Annotated in this window: 13 protein-coding genes and 3 pseudogenes; 11 read left to right on the top strand and 5 right to left on the bottom strand. The window is 74.0% G+C overall.

Going from position 1 to position 17479, the window contains the following annotated elements; genetic code table 11:
- Window positions 1–5: 5 nt before the first annotated feature.
- Window positions 6–734, top strand: a complete 729-nt coding sequence (locus Sdia_RS23020; RefSeq protein ID WP_164378220.1) for an ArsR/SmtB family transcription factor — start codon at window positions 6–8, stop codon at window positions 732–734.
- A gap of 61 nt (window positions 735–795) precedes the next feature.
- Here Sdia_RS23020 and Sdia_RS23015 read toward each other — a convergent pair.
- Window positions 796–966: pseudogene (locus tag Sdia_RS23015) on the bottom strand (MerR family transcriptional regulator); the annotation flags it as partial.
- Between Sdia_RS23015 and Sdia_RS23010 the strand changes: the two are divergent.
- The 4 genes and pseudogenes from Sdia_RS23010 to Sdia_RS22995 form a co-directional block, all read left to right on the top strand.
- A pseudogene (locus Sdia_RS23010) lies at window positions 965–1279 on the top strand (erythromycin esterase family protein); the annotation flags it as partial. The pseudogenes Sdia_RS23015 and Sdia_RS23010 overlap by 2 nt on opposite strands.
- 72 nt (window positions 1280–1351) lie before the next feature.
- Entirely contained in the window at window positions 1352–2296 is a 945-nt protein-coding gene (locus Sdia_RS23005) for a DMT family transporter (protein WP_115069087.1), read from the top strand.
- Between the two features lie 108 nt (window positions 2297–2404).
- Complete coding sequence (locus Sdia_RS23000; RefSeq protein WP_100457394.1) at window positions 2405–2854, top strand: PaaI family thioesterase; 450 nt, start codon at window positions 2405–2407, stop codon at window positions 2852–2854.
- 115 nt (window positions 2855–2969) lie between these two features.
- Complete coding sequence (locus Sdia_RS22995) at window positions 2970–3755, top strand: ATP-dependent Lon protease (protein WP_181844075.1); 786 nt, start codon at window positions 2970–2972, stop codon at window positions 3753–3755.
- An 84-nt stretch (window positions 3756–3839) separates the two neighbouring features.
- Here the strand turns inward: Sdia_RS22995 and Sdia_RS22990 are convergent, their stop codons facing one another.
- From Sdia_RS22990 to Sdia_RS22980, 3 genes are all read right to left on the bottom strand, one after another.
- Window positions 3840–5534 (bottom strand): alkaline phosphatase D family protein, encoded by a 1695-nt coding sequence (locus Sdia_RS22990; RefSeq protein WP_185393508.1) that lies wholly within the window; start codon window positions 5532–5534, stop codon window positions 3840–3842.
- Window positions 5535–6027: 493 nt separating this feature from the next.
- The gene (locus Sdia_RS22985; RefSeq protein WP_189500355.1) at window positions 6028–8058 is read right to left on the bottom strand and encodes a CocE/NonD family hydrolase; all 2031 of its coding nucleotides are present in this window, start codon (window positions 8056–8058) and stop codon (window positions 6028–6030) included.
- Window positions 8059–8117: 59 nt separating this feature from the next.
- The gene (locus Sdia_RS22980) at window positions 8118–9419 is read right to left on the bottom strand and encodes an ATP-grasp domain-containing protein (protein ID WP_100457301.1); all 1302 of its coding nucleotides are present in this window, start codon (window positions 9417–9419) and stop codon (window positions 8118–8120) included.
- A gap of 285 nt (window positions 9420–9704) precedes the next feature.
- Between Sdia_RS22980 and Sdia_RS22975 the strand changes: the two genes are divergently transcribed.
- Entirely contained in the window at window positions 9705–11036 is a 1332-nt protein-coding gene (locus tag Sdia_RS22975) for a bifunctional o-acetylhomoserine/o-acetylserine sulfhydrylase (RefSeq protein ID WP_189500356.1), read from the top strand.
- Between the two features lie 5 nt (window positions 11037–11041).
- Window positions 11042–12214 carry a homoserine O-acetyltransferase MetX gene (gene metX / locus Sdia_RS22970; protein WP_189500357.1) on the top strand — a complete coding sequence of 391 codons (1173 nt, stop codon included), beginning with the start codon at window positions 11042–11044 and terminating at the stop codon, window positions 12212–12214.
- A gap of 295 nt (window positions 12215–12509) precedes the next feature.
- Here metX and Sdia_RS22965 read toward each other — a convergent pair.
- A pseudogene (locus Sdia_RS22965) lies at window positions 12510–12957 on the bottom strand (winged helix-turn-helix transcriptional regulator).
- 362 nt (window positions 12958–13319) lie between these two features.
- Between Sdia_RS22965 and Sdia_RS22960 the strand changes: the two are divergent.
- The 4 genes from Sdia_RS22960 to Sdia_RS22945 are packed head-to-tail and all read left to right on the top strand — an operon-like array spanning window position 13320 to window position 17398.
- Window positions 13320–14360 (top strand): iron-siderophore ABC transporter substrate-binding protein, encoded by a 1041-nt coding sequence (locus Sdia_RS22960; RefSeq protein ID WP_189500358.1) that lies wholly within the window; start codon window positions 13320–13322, stop codon window positions 14358–14360.
- 16 nt (window positions 14361–14376) lie between these two features.
- Window positions 14377–15417 carry a FecCD family ABC transporter permease gene (locus Sdia_RS22955; RefSeq protein WP_100457297.1) on the top strand — a complete coding sequence of 347 codons (1041 nt, stop codon included), beginning with the start codon at window positions 14377–14379 and terminating at the stop codon, window positions 15415–15417.
- Window positions 15414–16496: a FecCD family ABC transporter permease gene (locus Sdia_RS22950; protein ID WP_115069091.1), complete on the top strand. Its 1083-nt coding sequence runs from the start codon at window positions 15414–15416 to the stop codon at window positions 16494–16496. The genes Sdia_RS22955 and Sdia_RS22950 overlap by 4 nt, the downstream gene beginning before the upstream one ends.
- Window positions 16493–17398 (top strand): ABC transporter ATP-binding protein, encoded by a 906-nt coding sequence (locus Sdia_RS22945; protein ID WP_100457295.1) that lies wholly within the window; start codon window positions 16493–16495, stop codon window positions 17396–17398. The genes Sdia_RS22950 and Sdia_RS22945 overlap by 4 nt, the downstream gene beginning before the upstream one ends.
- Window positions 17399–17479 lie beyond the last annotated feature (81 nt).

The following is a 17479-nucleotide window of genomic DNA, read 5'->3' as shown; positions in this document are numbered from 1 at the left end:
GAGCCATGAGAACCGATCCGGTGGCCCCCGGCTCCGCCGCCGGGCGGGTGGCCGCCCTGGCCGCCCTGCTCGCCGACGAGACCCGGGCCGCCATGTGCCTGGCCCTTCTGGACGGCCGCGCCTGGACCGCCGGGGAACTCGCCCGCCACGCCCGCGTCGCCGCCTCCACCGCGAGCGAGCACCTGAACCGGCTGGTCGCGGGCGGCGTGCTCGCCGAGGAACGGCAGGGCCGCCACCGCTACGTGCGGCTCGCCGGTTCCGGTGCCGCCCGCCTGGTCGAGGAGCTGGCCGCCCGGGCGGCCCCCGGCGGCGAGCGGCCGGTGGGGCTGAGCGCGGTCCGCGCCGGAAGCCGCCTGGCCCGGGGCCGTACCTGTTACGACCATCTCGCGGGCCGGATCGGCGTCGCCCTCACCGACGCCATGGCCGAACGCGGCCTGCTCGACCGCGACGGCGATCTGGCGCCCACCGCCGAGGGCCGCGCCTGGTTCGCCGCCCAGGGCCTGGACCTCACCCCGCCCGGGCGCCGCCCGGTCGCCCGCGCCTGCCTGGACTGGACCGAGCGCCGCCCGCACCTCGCCGGCCACGCCGGGGCGCTGCTCTGCCGCCACACCCTCGATCAGGGCTGGTGCCGCCGCCCCGGCACGGACCGGGCGGTCGAGATCACCCCCGAGGGCGAGCGCCGGCTGGGCGACCTGCTCGGCATCGCCGCGGACGCCTGGCGGCCGACGCGCTGAGCCACGCCCGCCCCGGGAGGCGGCTTCGACCCGGTGCGGGCCCCTCGCCGGGCCCGCCGTCTCACTCCCGCAGACGCAGGTACGCCTCCAGTTCGGCCGCGCCGGTCAGCATCGCCCGCCCGCGCGCGGCCAGCCGGGCGTGCCAGTCGCGCAGCACGCCGTCCAGGGGCTCCACCCCGCCCGCCGACCGCACCTGGTCGATCAGCGGGGCGATCTGCCCGAGCAGGTGGCCCGTCGAGTGGTGGAGCGCGGGCGCGCTGGCCGGCGCCCGCCTCGGTGAGGAGTACGCCTTCCTGGCCACCGCCCTCGGCACCCTGCCCCACCGGGGCGTGGGCACCCCGCCCCCGGACACCCTCGAAGGGCTGCTGTACGCCGGACTCCCCGGGGACCGGCACCTCCTCGACGCGTCCCGCCTCGCCGCCGCCCTCGGCGACCCGCCGCCCGCGCCCCGCCGGTCGCCCTGGCCCGGGTACGCCCCGCTCGACCCGGCCCACCTGGAGCGACTGGACGGCCTCGTCCTCGTCAAGGACGTCCCGCGGAGCTGACGGGCCGTCCGGACCGGCGGGACGGCCTCGCTGCGGCGCCCGCCGAACGGTTCCCCCGCTAGCGTCGCCGCCATGAACACCTCACCCGGCACCTCCGGACCCCGGGCCCGGTGGGCCGCGCCCGCCGCCGCCTCGGTCACCGTGGTCCTGTGGGCCTCGGCCTTCGTCTCCATCCGCAGCGCAGGCGAGGCGTACTCGCCCGGCGCCCTCGCCCTCGGACGCCTGCTGGCCGGGGCAGCGGTGCTCGGCGCGGTCGCCGCCGTCCGCCGGATCGGGCTGCCGCCCCGCGGCGCCTGGCCGGGCATCCTGCTCTCCGGCGTGCTGTGGTTCGGCGCCTACATGGTGGTGCTCAACTGGGGCGAGCGGGAGGTGGACGCGGGCACCGCCGCCCTGCTGGTCAACATCGGCCCGCTGCTCATCGCCCTGCTCGGTGGCGCGCTGCTCGGCGAGGGCCTGCCCAGGCCCCTGCTCGCCGGGGTCGTCGTCTCGTTCACCGGTGCCGTCGTCGTCGGCCTGTCCACCTCGGGGGAGGGCGGCGCCTCCACGCTCGGCGTCGTCCTGTGCCTGCTCGCCGCCGCCTCCTACGCGGCCGGGGTGGTGGCGCAGAAGCCGGCCCTGCGCCATGCCGGGGCACTCCAGGTCACCACCTACGGCTGCCTGGTGGGGGCCGTGGTCTGTCTGCCGTTCCTCGGCACGCTCGTGTCGGAGCTGCGCGCCGCCCCGGCCGGTGCCACCCTCAACATGGTCTACCTCGGCGTCTTCCCGACCGCGCTCGCCTTCACCACCTGGGCGTTCGCGCTCTCCCGCACCACCGCCGGGCGGATGGGCGCCACCACCTACGCCGTGCCCGCCCTGGTCGTCCTGATGTCCTGGGCCCTGCTCGGCGAGGTGCCCGCCGCCCTCGCCCTGGCCGGCGGCGCTCTCTGCCTCGCCGGGGTCGCCGTCTCCCGGCGCCGCGGACCCGCCCCCGCGCCCGGCCCCGAGGCGCGTACGCCGGTGCCGGGGGCCACGGAGTGAGCGCGGTCACCCGGTGCGGTTCTTGCCCCGGCACCGGAGCGGGACTTGTATGCGGACGGAGGGGGCCGGCCCGGCGCCCCGTCCGACGACCGGAAGGACCCCGCCGCCGTGACCGAGAAGATTCCCGCCCGCGTCCCGGGCGGAGCCGTCGCCGAGGGTGAACTCACCGCGCTGCTCGGCACCATGCCGTACGCGGTGTCGCTCGGTGTCGAGCTGGAGGCGGCCTCGGCCGCCGAGACGCGCGGCCACCTGCACTGGGCACCCGAGCGGTGCACCATCGGCGGGGCGCTGCACGGCGGGGCGCTGATGTCGCTGGCCGACGCGGTCGGCGCGGTCTGCGCCTACCTCAACCTGCCCGCCGGCGCGGCCGGCACCACCACCGTCGAGTCGAAGACCAACTTCTTCCGCGCCCTGCGCTCCGGAACGGTCCGAGCGGTGGCCCGGCCACTGCACACCGGCCGCTCCTTCGTCACCGTCCAGACCGACCTCGTCGACGACGAGGGACGGCTGGCCGGACAGACCACCCAGACCCAGGCGGTGCTGATGCCGCGCGACTGACACCCCGACACGCCGGTTGGCTGAAATGCGCTGTTGACGCTCGTTACGTACCAATTCACCCTTAAGTACGCGGGAACGTCCCGAGTGGTACAACCCATGCACAACAGGGGGAAAAGTGGCTTCCGTACGACGTGCGCACGCGAGGGCCGGGCTCATCGGCCTCCTGGCGGCAGGACTGCTGGGCGCCTTCACGCCGCAGGCGGCCGCCGCCGCGTACAGCCCGTGGGGCTACTACGGGCCGGTCAAGGGCTACAAGTACAAGAACCGCGCGTACATCTCCGACAGTTCACGGCTCTACGCCTCGACGACGGCCGCCAGGAACGGCAGTGGCAACGTCCCCGCCGGATACCTCGGCGCCCTCGCGCGCCTCTACAAGGGCAGCAAGCTGTGCGCCTCGAACGGCTACTCCTACACCTCCGGCCCGGCCAACAGCTTCAGCGTCCCCACCCTGGGCAAGGGCTGCGGCGCCGGCACCTACCACAGCTACGGCGTGACGAAGGCGTACAACGGCAACGGCTACAACGCCGTCTACACCCTGAAGTCCCCCAGCCTCAGCCACCGGTCGCTCGCCCCGGCCACGCCCGGCCGGGGCGCGGCCGAGCCCGCCTGGCCGAGGAACGCGAAGGGAGAGACGTACGGTTCCGGCCTCGACGCGAGGACGCCGGACGGCGGACCCGACCTGATCGAGGCGTACACCACCGACGGGAAGGCCGGCTTCGTCAGGCGGGCGGAGCTGGAGGACGAACCGGCGCCCGCCTCGCCGCGGGAGGCGATCGCCCTCCAGTCGAAACGGGCCGGTGAGGACCGGCGCATCGCCGTGTACGACCGTGACGGCACCACCGCGATCGGCACCTTCGTGATCACCCACGCCCCGGGCCGCGCGTCCGCACGGCACCGCTGACCCGTCCGGCCCTCGTGCCGCGAGGGGAGCCGCGCCGGACGGACGGCGCGGCTCCCCTCGGAGGTTCCTGCCCGGCCGCGCCGGTCAGGCGGGCTTCAGGCCGGGGGAGCGGCGCTCGGTGACGAACGACCCGGCTGTGGTCAGCGACGCGCCGGGCACGGTCACGGCCGACACGGTACGGAAGTCGGCGCGCGCCGACTCCTCGCCGAGCCGGACCGTGAGGTAGCCGCGACGGCCGTTGTAGAACTTCAGGTGCGGGTTGGCCGCGTGGTAGGTCTCCCAGTTGGCGGGCCGGTCGGCGCCGTCCTTGCCGCTGGCGATCGAGGTGGCGACCAGCTCGGTGCCGAGCGTGCGCGAGCCCTGGTCGGCGTAGTCCCGCTTGATGTCGAAGCCGTAGCCGACGTGCACGTCCCCGGTGAGCACCATCAGGTGGTCGACGCCCGCCTGCTCGGCCCCGGCGAGCAGCCGCTCGCGGGAGGCGGGGTAGCCGTCCCAGGAGTCCATGGAGAGCTTGTAGGCGGAGCCGGTGGCGTTGCGCCGCTGGGAGAAGGTCACCTGCTGCGGGACGACGTTCCAGCGGGCCCGGGAGGTGCGCCAGCCGTCGAGCAGCCACCGCTCCTGGGCGGCGCCGGTCATGGTGCGCGAAGGGTCCTCGGACTCCGGCCCCGGCGTCTGCCAGCCGTCGCCGTACGCCTGGTCGGAGCGGTACTGGCGGGTGTCGAGGATGTCGAACTGGGCCAGGTCCCCCCAGTGCAGCCGCCGGTAGAGCCGCATGTCGGGGCCGGTGGGGCGCTGCGGCAGCCGGAGCGGCTGGTTCTCCCAGTACGCCCGGTAGGCGGCGGCCCGGCGCAGCAGGAACTCCTCGGGCGGCACGTCGTTCTCCGGCTGGCCGCCCGCGTAGTTGTTCTCCGTCTCGTGGTCGTCCCAGGTGACCACGAAGGGGTGCGCGGCGTGCGCGGCGATCAGGTCCGGATCGGACTTGTAGAGGGCGTACCTCAGCCGGTAGTCCTCCAAAGTGGTGGTCTCCCGGTTGAAGACGGCGGGCAGCACCCGGTCGGTGTACCCGCGGGCGCCTCCGGCGGCGTTCACCGCGTACTCGTAGAGGTAGTCGCCGAGGTGCAGGACGACGTCGACGTCCTCGTCCGCGAGGTGGCGGTAGGCGGTGAAGTAGCCGTCGTGGTAGGCCTGGCAGGAGACGGCGGCGAAGGCCAGCTCGCCGGTCTTTGCGCCCTCGCCGGGCGTGGTGCGGGTGCGGCCGACCGGGCTGGTGAAGCTGCCGGCGCGGAAGCGGTAGTAGTACACCCGGCCCGCGTCGAGGCCGTCGGCCTCCACGTGGACGCTGTGGTGGAACTCGGGGTGCGCGGTGGTCCGGCCGCGTCTGACGCCCCGGGTGAACCGCTCGTCGTGGGCCAGCTCCCACTCGACGGTGATCCGGGAGGCGGGCAGTCCGCTGTCCGGCTCGAAGGGGCGGGGCGCGAGCCGGGTCCACAGCAGCACCGACGAGGGGTGCGGGTCGCCGGACGCGACCCCGAGCGTGAACGGGTCCTCGCGCAGCCGCCGCGCGTCGAAGCCGGCGGCCTGCGCGGCTCCCGCCGCAGGCAGGTTGGTGGCGAAGGCGAGGGCCGCGGCGGCGCCGCCCAGCGTCAGCAGCCGCCGCCGGTCCAGGCCCCGGGCGGCGGCGCGCAGGGCGGCGTCGTGGCGCGCGGAACGGGACGGCGGGGCGGGTGGCGCGGGGACGGCCGGAACGGTGGGGGAGTCAGGCAGGGAAGCGGTGGGCACGGGGGCACTCCTCAGCTCTCGACGGCATGGCGCCGAAGGGAATTGGAGTGGCGGGGAGCGACACCTGAGGGGCGCGCGGGCGACCGGGGCATGGCGGGTGGATGAGGGTTGGGGGTGGCCGGATCACCGAGCGGCAGGCGGGCCCCGAGCCCTCCTTGGGCCGGGCGGGCGCGGGACGGCGTGCCCGATCGGGGACTCTAGGACGGAACCTGACGCCCCGTCGGATGACGCACCGGAGTGCCGGGTCAGTGCCGCTCACTCGGGGGACGCGCGGGGGGGCCGCGGCCCCCTCACGTGGCGGAGGGCTCCTGCGGCCCGTCGCACTGGTCGGCCCGCCTCCGACGGGAGGCAGCGGTGCGGGGCCGCAGCCACAGGAGGGGGCCCGGCCGGGGTGCTGTCCTTCCGCCGCTCCCCGGAACGGGCGTACGGCGGCCCGGCGGCGCGCCGTCGCCCCGGACCGCGGGAGGGGCCCGGGGCGACGACGCGAGGCCGCTCAGGTGAGGTCGCGGTCGACGCTCACCTTCCAGTTCCGGGAGAACACCCGTTCCCCGCCCTCGTAGGCGTCGAGCGTGGCGTGCACGTGGTACTGCTTCTCGTCGCAGGTCAGCACGGTGTCGGTCTCGGTACGGGTGTCCCAGTCGCCGCGCGTGAACCGCATCGTCCAGGCGGACCGCCCGCGTACCGAGCCGAAGTCGTCCGCCACCCAGTCGTAGCGCTCCACGGCCCGGCGGCCCACGTCGAGGTCGATCTCCTCGTAGTGCGTGGTCCCGCTGTCCTTGACGATGTCCAGTGCCGAGCGGTAGTCGACCAGGTCGCGGGAGACCTGCCAGCTCTGCTCGGGCGCCGCCCGCTCCGTGGTCGCCGCCGGCGCGGCGGCCTCCGGCTCCTCGAAGGAGATCCCCTCGTCGGGCTCGCCCACCGGCCGCACCGGCAGCGTCAGCGTGCTCGCCCCCGGCTCCACCGACAGCAGCACCGGCTCAGGCGGCGGCCAGGCCAGCGGCCAGTACGAGGTGGAGAGCGAGAGCCGTACCCGGTGGCCGGGCGGGAACGCCTGGGCGATGCCGTTGAGCCGCACGGTGGCCCGGTACCGGCGGCCCGGCTCCAGCGGCTCCGGGTCGCCGCCCGCCAGGTGGGTGAGGTTGAGGACGCCGTAGGTGATCCGGGTCGCCGCCCCGTCCGGGGCCACGTCCGACAGCCGGGCGGCGACCTGCGCGACCGGCCGGTCCACGGTGAACTCCAGCTCCACAGTGGGCGTGCCGAGGATCTCGACCCGTTCCGGCAGCGGATCGCTGTCGAAGACCAGCGATCCGCCGTCCTCCTCCCGCTGGTCGTAGGGGAGGTCCGGTGGCGCGTTGTACGAGGCCCACTTGCCGGCGAACTGGCCCACCGACAGCGGTGAGCGCACCGTCAGCGGCCCGTCCTTGCCCGGACCCTGTGGCGCGGCCTCACCGGGGCGCCCGACGCGGTGCGGGAACAGCGGATGGACGGCCGGCTCGACCCGCGGCGAGGGCAGCCCCGGCTCGCCGACCCAGCGGCCGGGGCGCTCCTCGTAGGAGGTGGACGGCGGCATGCTCTCCTGCATCCAGGAGCGGAGCATCGGGCCGTCCATCACACCGTTCTCCTCGCCCTTGAGCCAGTGGTCCCACCAGCGCACCACCTCCTGGAGGTAGCCGATCGCCGGGCCGGGCTCACCCAGGTGCGGGAACTTGTGCGACCACGGGCCGATCAGTCCCTTGCGGGGCACGTCGACGTGTTCCAGCAGGCGGGTCACCGCGTTGGAGTACCCGTCGGCCCACCCGCTGGAGGCGAGGACCGGCACCTGGAGGGCGGCGTACTCCTCGCAGAGCGAGGCGTGCCGCCAGTAGGCGTCGCGCCGCTGGTGGCGCAGCCACTCCACCACCCACGGCGCGCTGCCCTCCAGCCGCTCGTGCCACATCTCGCGCCAGCTCTCCCCGACCACGGCCGGGTCGGGCGGACAGGTGGCGTAGGCGAACATGGTGCCCGCCTCGGCGAGGTTGTCGGTGAGCATCGCCCCGCCCATGTAGTGCATGTCGTCGTCGTACCGGTCGTCGGTGAACGAGGCGAGCACCACCGCCTTCAGGCCCGGCGGGCGCCGGGCCGCCGTCTGGAGCGCGGCGAACGCGCCCCAGGAGATGCCCATCATGCCGGTGGCGCCATCGCACCAGGGCTGGTCGGCGATCCAGGCGAGCACCTCCTCGGCGTCCTGCTGCTCCCGCTCCAGGTACTCGTCGCGGAGCACCCCCTCCGAGTCACCGGTGCCCCGCAGGTCCACACGGAGGCAGGCGTAGCCGTGCCCGGCGATGTAGGGGTGGTGCATCGAGTCGCGGACCGAGCTGAGGTCCCGCTTGCGGTACGGGATGGCCTCCAGGACCGCCGGGACCGGGTGTGCGTCGGAGGAGACGGGCCGCCAGATCCGGGCGGAGAGCCGCACCCCGTCGGACATCGGGACGCGGACGTGCTCCTCCACCTTGACGGGATGGGGCAGATTGCTGACGAAACGCATGAGGCGAAGCACCCTTCCAGGGCGGGGTCGTGCGAGCGGGCGCGGGAGAGCCGCCCGGGTCAGGCGGCGTCGTCGATCTCGAACTCCAGCGCCTCCACCACGCGGTCGTACTTGACCTCCAGCTCCTTGTCGCTGTCGGCGCCCACGTAGATGTGGGCGAGTTCGGCGCTGTAACTGTCCTGGCCGGGCATCTCGGAGAGCCGCACCCCCTCCTCGGGCACCACGTGGACCTTCACACCCGGTGTCTCCCGTTCGATCCGGGCCACTTCGTCGGGCGTCGGAACACGCCGTACGACACCGTCGTGGAACACCCGGTAGTACCACTTGGCGCCGTATTCGTAAGGCCCGTCTCCCTGCTTGACGCGCGGATCGCGGCCGAGTGCGAGGGATATCATGCGGTGGTGGTTGGGAACTCCGTCGACGTGTTCGAACATCTCCGCGTGCGACTGTGAATGGCGCGGATTGATCTCCAGGATCTTCACGGCGCCGGACTCCGGGTCGTAGAAGAACTCGATGCTGAACGTCACCGACTCCATTCCCACCCGGCCGATGACGCGCCGCGAGACGTCCACGATCCGTTCCACCGTCTCGGCGGGCAGCTCCGCCGGGTACTGGTGGCGCAGGAAACAGGCGCTGTTGGGGTACGTGTGCGAGTCCAGCACGCCGTAGACCACGACCTCGCCCTCGTGCACGAAGCCCTCGACGGCGACCTGCACACCGGTCAGCGTCTCCTCGGCGAGGCAGGCGGCGCCGCCCGCCGCGGCGACCTCCGCCGGCAGGTCCAGCCGGTCCAGGATGTGCTCGAACGGGCCGCCGACCCGCCCGACGCCCTTCTTGATCTCGGCCACCGCCTGGCGGAACTCCTGCTCGTCACGGACACCGAAGGCCAGCTCCGAGGAGAACGACTTGACGGGCTTGAGCCACATCGGGAACGACACGCCCTCGGGCGGCCGGGGCACCTCGGCGGCCAGGTCGACCAGGCCGAACCCCGGTACCGCCTCCGGTGCGGCCTCACGCTGGACCAGACGGCTCCAGTACTTGTGCTCACAGCGCACGATCGACTCCAGGGAGCTGGAGCGCAGCCCGCGCTCCCGCGAAAGGATCGGCACCAGCGTGCTCACCGGGAAGTCCCAGTAGCCCACCACCGCGTCCACGGTGCCCTCGAACGCGTCGAGCGTGGCCCGCGCCTTGCGCAGCAGCTCGGGGAAATCGATCTCACCCTGCTGGAGTTCCTCCGGCGACAACAGCGGATGGAAGGTGAATTCCTCGGCACCCGGCACCGCGCACAAGGTGTCGAGATTGCTCTCGTCGAGCCCCACGACGAATATGTCGAGACCTTTGTTCTCCTGAGGAACGGACATGAGGAATTTCTCCTTCGCTGGGGGAAACGGTGATCGGCTTCCTCCTTCGGCGGATGCCTGTGCCGCGCGGTTACCCGGGGCCCGGGGCAGCAAACTGAAGGGTGAATTCCGCAACGTCCGCCGGTCCGAGGGCGCCCCACTGTTGCCGCCGCGTTGCAGGTTCGTGGCCAGTGGCCGCAATCCCTGTCACCGGCACGGGTGCGGCGCCTAGCGTCCGGACAGGCACCCGGCGCGGCCCCGCGCCCCTGCCGCACCACCACCCGGACGACCCGTGCGAGGCCAGACATGAGCCAGCCCACCGACGCCGCCACCCCGACCACCGAGCCCGCCTGGTCGTTCGAGACCCGGCAGATCCACGCGGGCGCCGCCCCCGACCCGGCCACCGGAGCCCGCGCGGTGCCGATCTACCAGACGACCTCGTTCGTCTTCGACGACACCCGGCACGCCGCCGGCCTCTTCTCGCTCGCCGAACCGGGCAACATCTACACCCGCATCCACAACCCCACCCAGGACGTGCTGGAGCAGCGCGTCGCCGCCCTGGAGGGCGGGGTCGCCGCCGTCGCCCTCGCCTCCGGGCAGGCGGCCGAGACCCTCGCCCTCCTCACTCTGGCCGGGGCGGGCGACCACCTCGTCTCCAGCACCTCCCTGTACGGCGGCACCTACAACCTGCTGCGGCACACCCTGCGGCGCCTGGGCGTCGAGGTGAGCTTCGTCGACGACCCGGACGACCTCGACGCCTGGCGCGCCGCGATCCGCCCCACCACCAAGGCGGTCTTCGCCGAGAGCCTCGGCAACCCGCGCGGCAACGTCCTCGACATCCGCGGCGTCGCCGACGTCGCCCACGAGGCCGGCGTCCCCCTCGTCGTCGACAACACCGTGCCCACGCCCTACCTGCTGCGCCCCGCCGAGCACGGCGCCGACATCGTCGTGCACTCCGCCACCAAGTTCCTCGGCGGCCACGGCACCACCCTCGGCGGCGTCGTCGTGGACGCGGGCAGCTTCGACTTCGGCGCGTACCCCGAGCGGTTCCCCGGCTTCACCGAGCCCGACCCCAGCTACCACGGCCTGCGCTACTGGCCGGACCTCGGCCCCGGCGCGTTCGCCGTCAAACTCCGCGTCCAACTGCTGCGCGACCTCGGCCCGGCGCTCTCCCCGCACAGCGCCTTCCTGCTGCTCCAGGGCATCGAGACGCTCAGCCTTCGCCTGGAGCGGCACACCGCCAACGCCGCCGCGCTCGCTGCGTGGCTCCAGACCCGCGAGGAGGTGGCCGCCGTCCACTACCCCGGCCTGCCGTCCAGCCCCTGGTACGAGTCCGCGCGGCGGTACCTGCCGCGCGGCGCCGGAGCCGTGGTCTCCTTCGAGCTGCGCGACGGCGTGGAGGCGGGCAAGCGGTTCGTGGACGCCGTCGGCCTCTTCAGCCACCTCGCCAACATCGGAGACGTCCGGAGCCTGATCATCCACCCGGCCTCCACCACCCACAGCCAACTCGACGAGGAGTCCCTCGCCGCCACCGGCACCGCCCCCGGCCTGGTCCGCCTCTCCGTGGGCCTGGAACACCTGGACGACCTCAAGGCCGACCTGGAGACCGGGTTCCACGCGGCGAGGGGCGCGTCCTGACCGCCGTGCCCGCGACGCCGCCCCTCCCTCCCGCCACCGGCGCGTGGCGGGAGGGCGACCCACCGGGCCGCCGAGCCTGGCACCACGCCGAGGCCCCGCTGCTCCTGGAGAGCGGGCGGCGGCTGCCCGGTGTGCGGATCGCCTACGAGACCTTCGGGCGCCCGGCCCCTGACCGATCCAACGCCATCCTGGTGCTGCACGCCCTGACCGGCGACAGCCATCTGGCCGGACCCGCCGGTCCGGGCCACCGAGCCCCCGGCTGGTGGGACGCGCTCACCGGTCCGGGCCGCCCGCTCGACACCGACCACTGGTTCCTCGTCGTCCCCAACGTCCTCGGCGGCTGCCAGGGCACCACCGGCCCCGCCTCACCCGGACCGGGCGGACGGCCATGGGGCCCGGACTTCCCCCGGATCACCGTCCGCGACCAGGTCGCCGCCGAACTCCTGCTCGCCGACGCCCTCGGCATCGACCGGTGGGCCGCCGTCATCGGCGGCTCGATGGGTGGCATGCGCGCCCTGGAATGGGCCGTCGGCCATCCACAACGCACCGGCGCGCTGCTGGTCCTCGCCGCGTCCGCCGCCGCCACCGCCGACCAGATCGGCTGGAGCGCCGCCCAGACCGCCGCGATCCGCGCCGACCGGGGCTGGCAAGGCGGCCGCTACCACGACGCCGCCCCCGGCGAGGGCCCGCACCTCGGCCTCGGCGCCGCCCGGCGGATCGCCCACCTCACCTACCGCGCCGGGCCGGAGCTCGACGCCCGCTTCGGCCGCGCCGCCCAGCCCGGTGAGGACCCCGCCGCCGGCGGCCGCCACCAGGTCGAGTCCTACCTCGACCACCACGCCGACAAGCTCACCCGGCGCTTCGACGCGGGCAGTTACCTCACCCTCTCGGCCGCGATGAACAGCCACGACGTCGGCCGCGACCGGGGCGGCACCGCGGCCGCCCTGGCCCGCTACCGGGGCCCGGCCCTGATCGCCGGCATCACCTCCGACCGGCTGTACCCGCTCAGCCAGCAGCGTGAACTGGCCCACGCCCTGCCCGGTGCCGGTCCGCTCGCCGCGATCGACTCGCCCCACGGTCACGACGGCTTCCTGGTGGAGACCGACCGCGTCGGCCGGCTCGTCCGCCGGCTCCTCGGCCGCGCCCTCGCCGACCACCCGGCCACGCCGGGCCCCTGACGGCCCGCCACGCCCGCCATCTCCGGACGGAGACGCCCTGCCGCCCCCTCCCCGCCAGGCGGAGGCCCGCTACGACCGCACGCGCCTCGCCCCGTTCCCCGACGGCCGCGCCCGGGCCGCCGGGGCCGGCCACCGCGTCGCGCCACGGCCGGCAGGCACCGGCCGCGCCACCACGGGGCCGGCGGGCACGCGAGCCCGTCACGGCAAAGCGCGCGACACACGTTCCGGTGGGGGGAAAGGGGGCGCCGGGCAGGAGCAGGGAGCGGCCGGGTCCTCGGCACCGCCGGGACGGCGGCTACTCCTCGCCCCGCCGTACGTCCACGTCCCGGGTGGCGTACGCCTCCCGGGCGGCCAGCACCTCGGGCATGCGGTCCTCCACGAGGGTGATCAGGGCGAGGACCGGGTGGAGGCCTCGGCGCCCAGCGGGGTCAGCCGGTACTCCACGTGCGGCGGATTGCCGGGCCGGGCGTCCCGGACCACCAGGCCGTCGCGGTCCAGGGCCCGCGGCGTCTGGGAGAGCATCTTCTCGCTCACGCCGTCCACCCGGCGCCGCAATTGGCTGAAGCGCGGGGCGTCCTCGTGCAGCGCGCCCAGCGTCAGAGCGCCCCGCGGCCGGTGACGTGCTCCAGCGTGGTGCGCGACGGGCAGGAGCGGGCGAAGACGTCGAAGGCGTCCGGGACGTCGGGGGTCTTCGGCGCCGCGTTCTCGTCCCTCCCGGTAGGCGTGGCGGATGACTCGGTCATGCGGGCAGACCACCAAGCAGGGCGCTTTCTCCCGGTTTGCGCTTCCTTCCGGGCGGCTTGTTCCGGGCCGGCGGCGGCGGAGCGGCGACGTCGGCGTGGCAGGCTGACGGCGGGTCAGGGCCGGTGTCGCCCCGGAGTCGACGGATACTCCGGGACGTACCGGGAGAAAAGGTGTGGCGGGTGTGGCGGCGAGCGCCTGACGGGGCCCGAGTCCGATTGAAAGCCGCCAGGGCCTAAGCTTAGGCTTGCCTAACGTCGCACGGCCCCCGCTGCGACCAGCCCTCGTTCTCCCGGCTCCTGGGTCCTCCCTCGTGCCGGCCGGCGGCTCGGCTCCGTACCTCTTCAGACCTGAGGAAACGTCCATGTCATCGTTGTTCTCGCAGGCCCGCCGCAAGGCGGTCGCCGTCTCGGCCGCGGCCACCGCGCTCGTCGTCGTCCTCGGCGGCTGCTCCTCCTCGAACGAGGACAAGCCGAGCGCCTCCGCCAAGAGCGACGGTGCCTTCCCCGTCTCCATCAAGAGCAAGCTCGGCACCGCCGAGATACCCGAGGAGCCGAAGAAGGTCGTCACCCTCGGCCAGGGTTCCGCCGAGACCGCCATCGCGCTCGGCACCACCCCGGTCGGCATCGAGAGCTACGAGTGGGGCAGCGACAAGTCCGGCTACCTGCCGTGGATCAACGAGGCGGTGAAGGAGAAGGGCGACAAGCTCCCCAAGCAGTTCGCCGGCGGCGAGGACATCGACTTCGAGACCATCACCGAGCTGGAGCCCGACGTCATCCTCGCCCCGTGGTCCGGCGTGACCGAGGAGCAGTACGACATCCTCAAGGACATCGCGCCGACCGTCGCCTACCCCGAGCTGCCCTGGTCGACCAACTGGGACGAGCAGATCGAGATCATCGCCAAGGCGCTCGGCAAGAGCGACGAGGGCGAGGGCCTCATCAAGGACATCAAAAAGCAGTTCGCCGACGCCGCCGCGACCCGTCCGAAGTACAAGGACGTCACCTTCTCCTACATCTACACCGACGGCCCCGGCTCGCTCGGCGTCTTCCTGCCCGAGGAGCAGCGGGTCGAGATGCTGACCGGCCTCGGCCTGACGGTCGACCCGGTGGTGAAGACCTTCAAGGAGGTCGAGGGCACCGACTCGGCCATCATCGGCCTGGAGAACGCCGAGAAGCTGAAGGACAGCGACCTGCTCTTCACCTTCTACACCGACAAGAAGACCCGCGCCGAGATCGAGAAGCAGCCGCTGTACGCCGCCATGCCGGCCGTGAAGCGCGGCTCGCTCGTCACCAGTGAGGACACCTCCTTCGTCACCGCCTCCTCGATCATCAACCCGCTCACCGTGCCGTGGGTCGTCGAGCGCTACCTGCCGATGATCGACGACGCCGTCGAGACCCTCGACTGAGGCACCGCTCTCCTTCATGGCCACGACCACCGTCGCTCGCCCGAGCGGTGCCGGCACCTCGCGTGCCGGCACCGCTCGGCGGGTTTCCGCCCTCCTCGCCGGCGTCGCCGTCCTCGCTCTCGCGGTGGCGGCCAGCGTCATGTTCGGCAGCCGCACCACCCCGCTGGGCGACGTCCTCGACGTCCTGGCGGGCCACGGCGACCCGTACGTCGTCAGCGTCGTCGAGAGCCGCTATCCGCGCACCGCCCTCGGGGTCCTCGCCGGCGTCTGCCTCGCCGTCGCCGGCACCCTCATGCAGGGCATCAGCCGCAACCCGCTCGCCGACCCCGGGATGCTCGGCATCAACGCCGGAGCCTCCGCCAGCGTCGTCACCGCCACCGCCTTCCTCGGCGCCACCTCCGGCGCCGAGACCGTCTGGTGGGCGCTGCCCGGCGCGATCCTCGCGGGTGTGGCGGTCTACGCCATCGGCGCGGCCGGCTCCCGCAGCGGCGGGCTGGTCCGCCTGGTCCTCGCCGGAGCGGTGCTCTCGGCGGTCCTGCACGCCTACATCCAGGCCGTCACCCTCAGCCTGCCGAAGGTCTTCGACAGCTACCGCTACTGGGTGGTCGGCGCCCTCGCCGGACGGGACATGGAGGTCTTCTGGGCCGTCCTGCCGTTCGCCGTCGCCGGTCTGCTGGTCGCCCTGCCGCTCGCCCCCGGCCTCAACTCGCTCGCCCTCGGCGACGAGTCCGCCTCCTCGCTCGGCGCCAACCCGGCCGTGGTCCGCGCCGCCGGGCTGCTCTCCGCCACCGTGCTGGCGGCCGCCGCCACCGCCGCCGTCGGCCCGATCGCCTTCGTCGGCCTCGCCGTCCCGCACGTGGTCCGTGCCGTCGTCGGCGTCGACTTCCGGCTGCAACTGGTCTTCTCCGCACTGCTCGGTCCGGCCCTGCTCCTCCTCGCCGACGTGGCCGGCCGGCTGGTGCTGCGCCCGCAGGAACTCATGGTCGGTGTCGTCACCGCCTTCCTCGGCGCCCCCGCGCTGCTCTACGCCGTCCGCCGGATGAAGGGGAACTCATGAACACCCCCCAGCTCCAGGACCGCCCCGCCCCGGCGCCCGCCGCGCCCGCCCGGGCCGGCGGCCACCTGCGGATCGGCTCCTCGGTCGCGCTGCCGGTGCGCCGGATCTCCGTGGTCGTCGCGCTCGTCCTGCTGCTCCTCACCGTCCTGGCGGCCGTCGCCACGCTGAGCCTGGGCCGCCTCGGTGTCCCGCTGCACGAGCTCCCGGGCGCCGTCCTCGGCGGTGCCGAGGGGAAGAACCGCTTCGTCCTCAACCGGCTCCGCGGCCCCCGCCTGGTCACCGGCATCGGCGCCGGAGCCGCCCTCGGCCTCTCCGGTGCCCTCTTCCAGTCGGTCACCCGCAACCCGCTCGGCAGCCCCGACGTCATCGGTCTCGCCTCCGGCGCCGGCGCGGGCGCCGCCTTCTTCGCGCTCTTCCTGCCCGGCAGCCCCATCTGGCTCGGTGCCCTGCTCGGCGCCGCCCTCGCCATGGCCGTGGTCCACGTCTCCACCGGCACCGGCTTCCGCGACCCCGGCCGCCTGGTCGTCGCGGGCATCGGCGTCGCCGCCCTCGCCACCGCCTTCACCCAGTACGTCGTCTACGCCGTCGAGCGGGACAACGCCACCGCGCTGACCGCCTACATCAACGGCAGCCTCGCCGCCCGCTCCTGGGACCACGCGCTCACCATCGGGCTGGTCCTGCTGGTCGCCGCCCCGCTCACCGCGCTGGTCTCGCGGCGCCTGGAGATGGGCGAGATGGGCGACGAACTGGCGGCCGGCCTCGGGGCCGAGCCCCGGTCCACCAAGACCTCGGCCGTACTGCTCTCCATCGTCCTGTCGGCCGGGGCGGTCAGCGTCGCCGGGCCGATCGCCTTCATCTCGCTGACCGCGCCGCAGATCGCCCGGCGGCTGACCCGGGGCACCGGGCCCCACCTGTTCCTCGCCGCGCTCACCGGCGCCCTGCTGCTGGTCCTCGCGGACCTCGCGGCCCAGCAGGTGCCGTGGTTCGACAACCTGCCCGTCGGCATCTACACCATGGCCATCGGCGGCCTCTACCTCGGCTATCTGCTCACCCGCGAATGGCGGAAGGGAAACCTGTGAAGACAGCGGCGAAGAAGACCGCGGCCCGCACCCCGGCCCCCACGGCCGGAGGCGGCGCGCCGCAGAAGGGGCTCGGCGCGCGCGGGGTCACCCTCTCCTACGGCGGCGACCCGATCGTCCGCGACGTCACCCTGGACCTGCCGCACGGCGGCCTCACCGTCATCATCGGCCCCAACGGCTGCGGCAAGTCGACCCTGCTCAAGGGGTACGGCCGCATCCTCAAGCCGGAGCACGGCACCTTCCACCTGCACGGCAGAAACCTGCACGAGTACCGGGGCAAGGAGGCGGCCCGGCACGTCGCCCTGCTGCCGCAGAGCCCGGTCGCCCCCGACGGGATCACCGTCCGCGACCTGGTCCGCCGGGGCCGCTACCCGCACCACACCCTGCTGCGCCAGTGGTCGCCCGACGACGACCGGGCCATCGCCTTCGCGCTGGACCGCACCGGCCTGACCGAGCTGGCCGAGGAGCAGGCGGGGCAGCTCTCCGGTGGCCAGCGCCAGCGCGCCTGGATCGCCATGGTGCTGGCCCAGGAGACGGAGCTGCTGCTCCTGGACGAGCCGACGACCTTCCTGGACATCGCCCACCAGTACGACCTGCTGGAGCTGTGCGCCGAGCTGAACCGGGAGGGCCGCACCATCGTCGCCGTCCTCCACGACCTCAACCAGGCGGCACGCTTCGCCTCCCACCTGGTCGTCATGGACCGCGGCGAGGTGTACGCGCAGGGCGCCCCCGAGGAGGTCATGACGGCCGGACTGGTCCGGGAGGTCTTCGGGCTGGCCTGCGACATCGCCCCCGACCCCCGGACCGGCACCCCGATGGTCGTCCCGCACGAGCGCTACCAGGCCCCGGACGCCACGGACCGGCCCGTCGTCGACGCCGCGGAGCCCGCGGACGCGGTCTGACGTCCGGACGGGGGCGCCGCGCTGTCCCCGGGAACACGGAAAGGGCCGGATTCGTCGAGACGAATCCGGCCCTTCCGCATG

Source organism: Streptomyces diastaticus subsp. diastaticus (genome assembly GCF_011170125.1).
In the GTDB taxonomy this organism is placed as follows: Bacteria; Actinomycetota; Actinomycetes; order Streptomycetales; family Streptomycetaceae; genus Streptomyces; species Streptomyces diastaticus.
Note: the sequence above shows the minus strand (reverse complement) of the source record. Positions and strands in the feature narration are given on the sequence as shown.